General features: G+C 66.9%; 3 protein-coding genes and 1 tRNA gene. All 4 read left to right on the forward strand.

The features are described 5' to 3' along the window. The coding region (locus QH283_RS05340) for a universal stress protein (protein WP_280501898.1) at nt 1–788 on the forward strand (788 nt) is incomplete at its 5' end. Between the two features lie 119 nt (nt 789–907). Next, a complete protein-coding gene (locus tag QH283_RS05345) occupies nt 908–1903 on the forward strand; it encodes an Acg family FMN-binding oxidoreductase (protein ID WP_280501899.1) in 996 nt (331 codons plus the stop codon). 96 nt (nt 1904–1999) lie between these two features. After that, nucleotides 2000–2083: transfer RNA gene (locus tag QH283_RS05350), tRNA-Leu, on the forward strand. A gap of 536 nt (nt 2084–2619) precedes the next feature. Then, nucleotides 2620–5712, forward strand: a complete 3093-nt coding sequence (locus QH283_RS05355; protein WP_280501900.1) for an AAA domain-containing protein — start codon at nt 2620–2622, stop codon at nt 5710–5712. Nucleotides 5713–5965 lie beyond the last annotated feature (253 nt).

Below are 5965 nucleotides of genomic sequence, written 5' to 3' on the forward strand. Positions count from 1 at the left end.
GGCTGATGGTGGTTATGTCGCGATGTAGCGACACCGCCCACGACGTGCTCACCGTTCGCGGCGCGGTGGCCTGCCGCGGGGTGGGCGTGCGCTGGGTGGTGCGGCTGGTGAGCGCGGCGGCGGTCGCCCGGCGGGTCGCGCCGGAGGCGGAGATCGACACCGCCCTGCTCGACGGCGGCGCGGCGCGGGCCCTGATCGGCCAGTCGCCCGCCGCCCACCTGCTCGTCCTCGGCGCCACCGGCACCGGCGGCGCGGCCTGCCATCTCGGCGCGACACTGCCCGCGGTCACCGGTCACGCCAAGGGCGAGGTGGTGGTGGTCCGCGACGCCGAGTTCAGCCGCCGCGACGACCGCACCGGCCCGGTGGTCGTCGGCGTGGACGCCGATCACCGGGGCGGGCTGGCCGGTTATCGCGCCGTGGCGGCGGCCTTCGCCGAGGCGAGCGAACGCGGTTGCCCGCTGGTGGCCGTGCACGCCTGGAGCGATCTGCCGTTCGGGGAGCTGGACGAGGCGCTCGACGACATCCCGCCGGAGACCGAGGCCGCCGCGCTGCGACTGCTGAACGAGGGCCTGGCCGCCTGGCGGGAGAAATATCCCGAGGTGACCGTCGAACAGCACGTCTACCGCTGCGGAGCGCGCCATCACCTCCTGCTGTGGTCGAAGACCGCGCAGCTGCTCGTGGTCGGCGCGCGCGGCCGAGGCGGGTTCCCCGGCCTGCCGCTCGGCTCCACCGCGCACGCCATGATCCAGCGCGCGCATTGCCCGGTTCTCATCGCCCACGATCACTGAACAGGCGGGTCCGCAAGGGCCGTCGGCCACCGGGATCCGGGCCGCCCGGTCGCGGACGAGGTCGGGGAATTCGTCGATTTCCCCTGTTCAGACCATCGCGGGAGGACCACACTTGGTCTATGACCGCTGAGCGCGCACAAGTGCAGGCCCCCGACCAGCCCACCGTCACGGCCGTGCTCGGCCGCGCCTCGCGCGCGCCGTCGATCCACAACACCCAGCCGTGGCGGTGGGAGTTCGCCGCGGGCGAGCTGCGCCTGTTCCGTGACGACGAACGCCACCTGCCCGCCGCCGACCCGCACGGCAGGCAGCTGCTCATCAGCTGCGGCGCCGTACTGCACCACGCCCGCACCGCCTTCGCCGCCGCCGGCTGGCGCACCGAGATCGACCGGTTCCCCTCGTCGGGACGGCAAGGCCACCTCGCCACCCTCACCTTCCGGCCCTGGCCGGACCCACCGCCCGGGGTCAGGGCGCGCGCCGAGGCGATCGGCCGACGCTGGACCGATCGTTTGCCGCTGTTGCCGCCGGACGATCCGATCACCCTCGCGCACACCGCGCGCAAACTCGCCGACCCACACGAGGTCACCGTCGCCGTCCTCGACGAGACCGCCCCGGAGAAGCTGGCGGGCGCGGCCGAGCACACCACCGCCCTGCGCCACTACGACATGCCCTACCAGGCCGAGCTGCGCTGGTGGACCGGCCACGAGCACGCCCCGCACGGCATCCCCGCCGACGCCCTGGCCTCGCCGGAAGAGGCCGCGCGGGTGCCCGCGGGCCGCAGCTTCCCCGCCCACGGCGGATCGAGCAGGCGCGCCGACCTGAAGGACCAGGCCGCCCTGCTGGTGCTGAGCACGGCGGGCGACACCCCCTATTCGTGGCTGCACGCCGGCGAGGCGCTGTCGGCGATCCTGCTCGAGTGCACCGCCTCCGGCCTGTCCACCTGCCCGCTGACCCATATCACCGAGACGGAGGCGACCCGCCGCATCGTGGCGGATCTGGCCGGGCGCGAAGGCATTCCGCAGATCGTCCTGCGGGTCGGCATCGCGCCGGAGGACACGCCGCACGAGCCGACCCCGCGTCGCTCCCCCGCCGAATTCCTGACCTTCCCCGAGGCCTGACCACCCGGCCCGGAGACGGCGATTTGGCATTCCCCCGGCAACACTGTCTATGATCTTGACGCACCGCCCACCGGGCGGCACAACCGAATACCGCGAGTCCGGGTGGCGGAATGGCAGACGCGCTAGCTTGAGGTGCTAGTGCCCGTAAAGGGCGTGGGGGTTCAAGTCCCCCTTCGGACACAACATCCCGGCGATGTCCCGCAGGCACCGACCCGCGCCATCGAACCGGCCATCGCGTGAGAACGCAAGGCACGATCGCCCGCCGTGGCTGCTCCATCGAACAGAACCGATACCCGGACTCGGGATAGTCGCGGTGAGCATCGAACAAGGCATCCGCTCGATACGCCTGCTCGAGCAGCCTGATCCGCTTCCGGGCTGAGCGCTGTGGAGTCCGGGGCGTGATGTTGCAGGCACAACGGGCCTTGCTGTCGCCCACGCTCCCCGATCCCCGTTGATGAACTTGCCGCCAGGTCAGTCCACTGACCTACGGTGACGTGAACCGTCGACCTGTCACGGGTTCAGGGCCGTGCTCGCCTGTCATGGTTTGTCGATGGTGAGCCGTAATATGTTCTCGTACAGCGCTATTCGCGTCCAGTACGAGCCGCCGGATGCATGCTGGCTGCTATGGTCACTTGTCGATGCTGTGCACCGAGCCCAGTTGCGCGCAGGCTGCTGGAGAAAGTACGCGACTGGTCACAGACCTCAGGGGGGTCAGCGTGAGCAAGACCAGAAGGCCGTACCCGGTGACGGAGCTGCTGGAAGCCGTGCGGTTGGAGATCGTCGCGGAGCAGCGCTCCGACGGGGGTGATGCGCCCAAGGTGTCCCTTGCGAACGGCAGGCTGGTCGCGTCGGTTGCCGGACGCCACGAGTACCTGTTCACCTGTGCGAAGTGGGATGAATCGCTGGACGGTAGCCCGGTGCTGGTTCGAGCGTCGACCTCACGCGGGCGATGGACGCAGGCGGAGGCGTCACGACTGCCGGACGGCAAGGTGCGTCTGATCACCGAGATCGACCTGGGGCAATCCATACGAAACATGCGGCTTCGGAGGGATGATTCGGCCCGATTGGCGATCGTGGCCGAGCGCCTCGAGTCGGCGGCTGATGGTGATGATGCGATTCGTCTCCAGTCGTCCGGCTGGATCGTCGGTCGCGGCGAACCCCGGATCGGCTATGAGGACAACCCAGGACGCTGGGTTGCGAATTGGGCGACGCTCCGGTTGAACGCACGGCAGAGGATCGCCGTCCGGCAGTCGCTGGCCAGCGAGGTCCTGTTCCTCTGGGGGCCTCCCGGGACCGGAAAAACAGATGTGGTCGGCCACATCGTGGAAGGTAACGTCAGGCAAGGCCACAACGTGCTTTTTCTCGCACCGACCCGGGTTGCGGTAGACCAAGCACTCGAGAGAATCTGTGATCTGCTCGTTGATGAGACAGGGTTCTCGCAAGGTATGGTTCAACGCGCGGGCGATATCGAGGTGGAGTCTCTTCGTGATCGGTACGGTCCGGCCATCGATACCGAACAGATCGTCGCCAGGGTGGCCGCAGAGCTGGACGAAGCGATAATTCGATCGACGGACGCGCTCAGGAAAGCTCAGGAACAGATCGGCCTCTACAAGCAGGCTGCGGAGCTGGAGAGCTGCCTTGCGAATGCGCGTGATGCGCTGGCGGACGCCGATTCCGCGCGAATCGAAGCGGACAATGCGCTCTCGAAGGCCCGCGCCGATGCCCACCATCTCCAGCAGAGGTTGGTCCGAGCTGAGGAACCGAAAGGTCTGTTCGCCCAACGCAGGGCGGCACGAATCAACGCACTACGGATCGAACATGCCGATGTGGAGGGACGGAAGCAGCAGGCGGCGCGACAGCGACAAGCCGCGGAGACCGTGGCGTCTCGTGCCGCATCAGACGTAGCCGAGGCGACCCGGCGGCTGAACGAGCTGACGTCGAAACTCGAGACCCTGGAACCGTTCGCAACGCTCGGACAGCGAAGTGGTGAGTTGCGGGGACAGCTCGACGAGTTGAACCAGCAGCGCGCCAGGATTCGGCACACTGTCCGCGGCCGGTGCCGGGTTCTGGGAACCACCGTCGCCAGGGCCGTTCAATCGCGCGCTTTGCTGGAGCGCGTCGATGTCGTCGTCATCGACGAAGCGGGGATGGTCGATCTTCCATCTGCCTGGCTTGCTGCCGGCCTCGCCCAGAAGCGCGTGGTCATTGCGGGAGATTTCCGGCAGCTGCCGGCGGTCACCAAGGCCGACAACGATCGGCAGGCCGGCGAAGACGACCGCAAACATTCCCGTCTGTGGGGTTCCCGTGACCCCTTTCGCGCGGCCGGCCTGGTCACCGAATCGGGAACACTACGTTCCGATGCGAGACTGGTATCGCTTGATACGCAGTACCGTATGCGCGAGCCGATATGCAACCTCGTGAACGCCGTCGCATATCCCGACGCGCCGCTGAAGACGGGGCGCGGCGACGGCAGCAGGATTCCCGCCAATCCGTTGGTCGATACCCCGTTGATACTCGTCGACACCTCGCGGCAACGTATCCCTGGTCCCGACAAGCGGGCCAACACTGTGAACGAGGCAGTGGTCCATGAGCTCGTTCGAGGCCTGCAGTACGAGGACGTGCTTCCTGGCAGGAAATGGCAGGCATCGGAGATAGCGCGTGGTCATCACGCCACCGATCGGCTTGCCGTCATCGCTCCATACCGGGCTCAGGTCCGGGCGTTGCAGACCAGCTTGAAATACCGCTTCGGCAATGAATACGAGGGACTGGTCGACACGATACATCGGTTCCAGGGCAGCCAGCGTCCGATCATCATTTTCGACACCGCTGCCGGAGCGGGCAAGGATCCCGGCTACTTCTACACGAGTACCGGACTCGCCTCCAACACGTGCAGGCTTCTCAACGTGGCACTCAGTCGCGCGCAGGATCATCTCGTCGTGGTAGCCGACCTGGACCATTTGCGGCAACATCTACCGCAGGGCAGCGAGGCCCGCATCATGATCGATCACCTCGAAGCCCACGCGCAAGTGATATCCGCCGACCAGCTCGTCCCCATCCGTGAGGCGGCCCAGCTCTCCGAGCTCTCCGAGGAAGAACTCCGGCGACCCGCATTTTTTCCGGCGGATGAGGTCACGAATGCAGTGCGATGGGACATCGCTCGATCGTCCACGAACATCGAACTCTATTGCCCCTTCCTCGATCCAGGTCCTGTGAAGAAGTGGTCGACAGTGCTCACTGAACGCGTGCGGGCAGGTGTACGGGTCGTCATCTACACGAGGACCATCGACGAACAACGTGATGCTGTCGGGGCCGATCGTCACCGAAAACGGATCGAGGAACTGCGTTCCGCCGGCTGCGAGGTCGAGTTCCGTGAGCGAATGCACGAAAAAGTACTCATCATCGACGGAACCGTTCTGTGGCACGGTTCTCTCAATCTGCTGGCCAATACCGGCCCCACCGACCTGATGATGCGATTCACCGATCCGGCATCGTGTGCTCGCGTCAGCCGTGTGATCGAACGCGCCAGAAAAGAACGAGCCGCCAGGAACATCTTTCGGGAATCGAGCACTCCACCCACGAGCCGAACCCGCCCGAACGGGAATTCGACGCCTGAGAACGACAACATCGCGGCCGGGCATGTCATAGACGGTCGCCTGTACCTTGCTGTCCCGATCGCCGAAAAAGAAGAAGCGAAGAGACTTCTCGGCGCCCGATGGGACAGCGAGAACCGGCTCTGGTATGTCGACGCAGCACGCATCACGCCGGCGCAGGCAAGTCGGTGGCTGCCGAGCGGGCGCGACTTCGGATAGCTGTTGCTCCCTCTTCAGTGACTCGGATATGACCTTCTGTGCCGGGCGGTGGTCGGCGGCCCACCATTCCGACCGAAAAACACCGCCTTCCGGCCCTCACGCCAGGGACAGAATCTGTCGTCGGTCGAAGCACGTGTGCGTAGTGGTCCACTCCCCCTTCGGGCGCGGAACGCCGCGCGCGCGGGCCCCGAGCAGGTCCCCGCGCCCGGCCCGGGGGGGGTGATAGTCGGCCGCGCGGCGGGAAGCCCCGGGC

The sequence above is a fragment of the Nocardia farcinica genome, from assembly GCF_029867845.1.
In the GTDB taxonomy this organism is placed as follows: Bacteria; Actinomycetota; Actinomycetes; order Mycobacteriales; family Mycobacteriaceae; genus Nocardia; species Nocardia farcinica_A.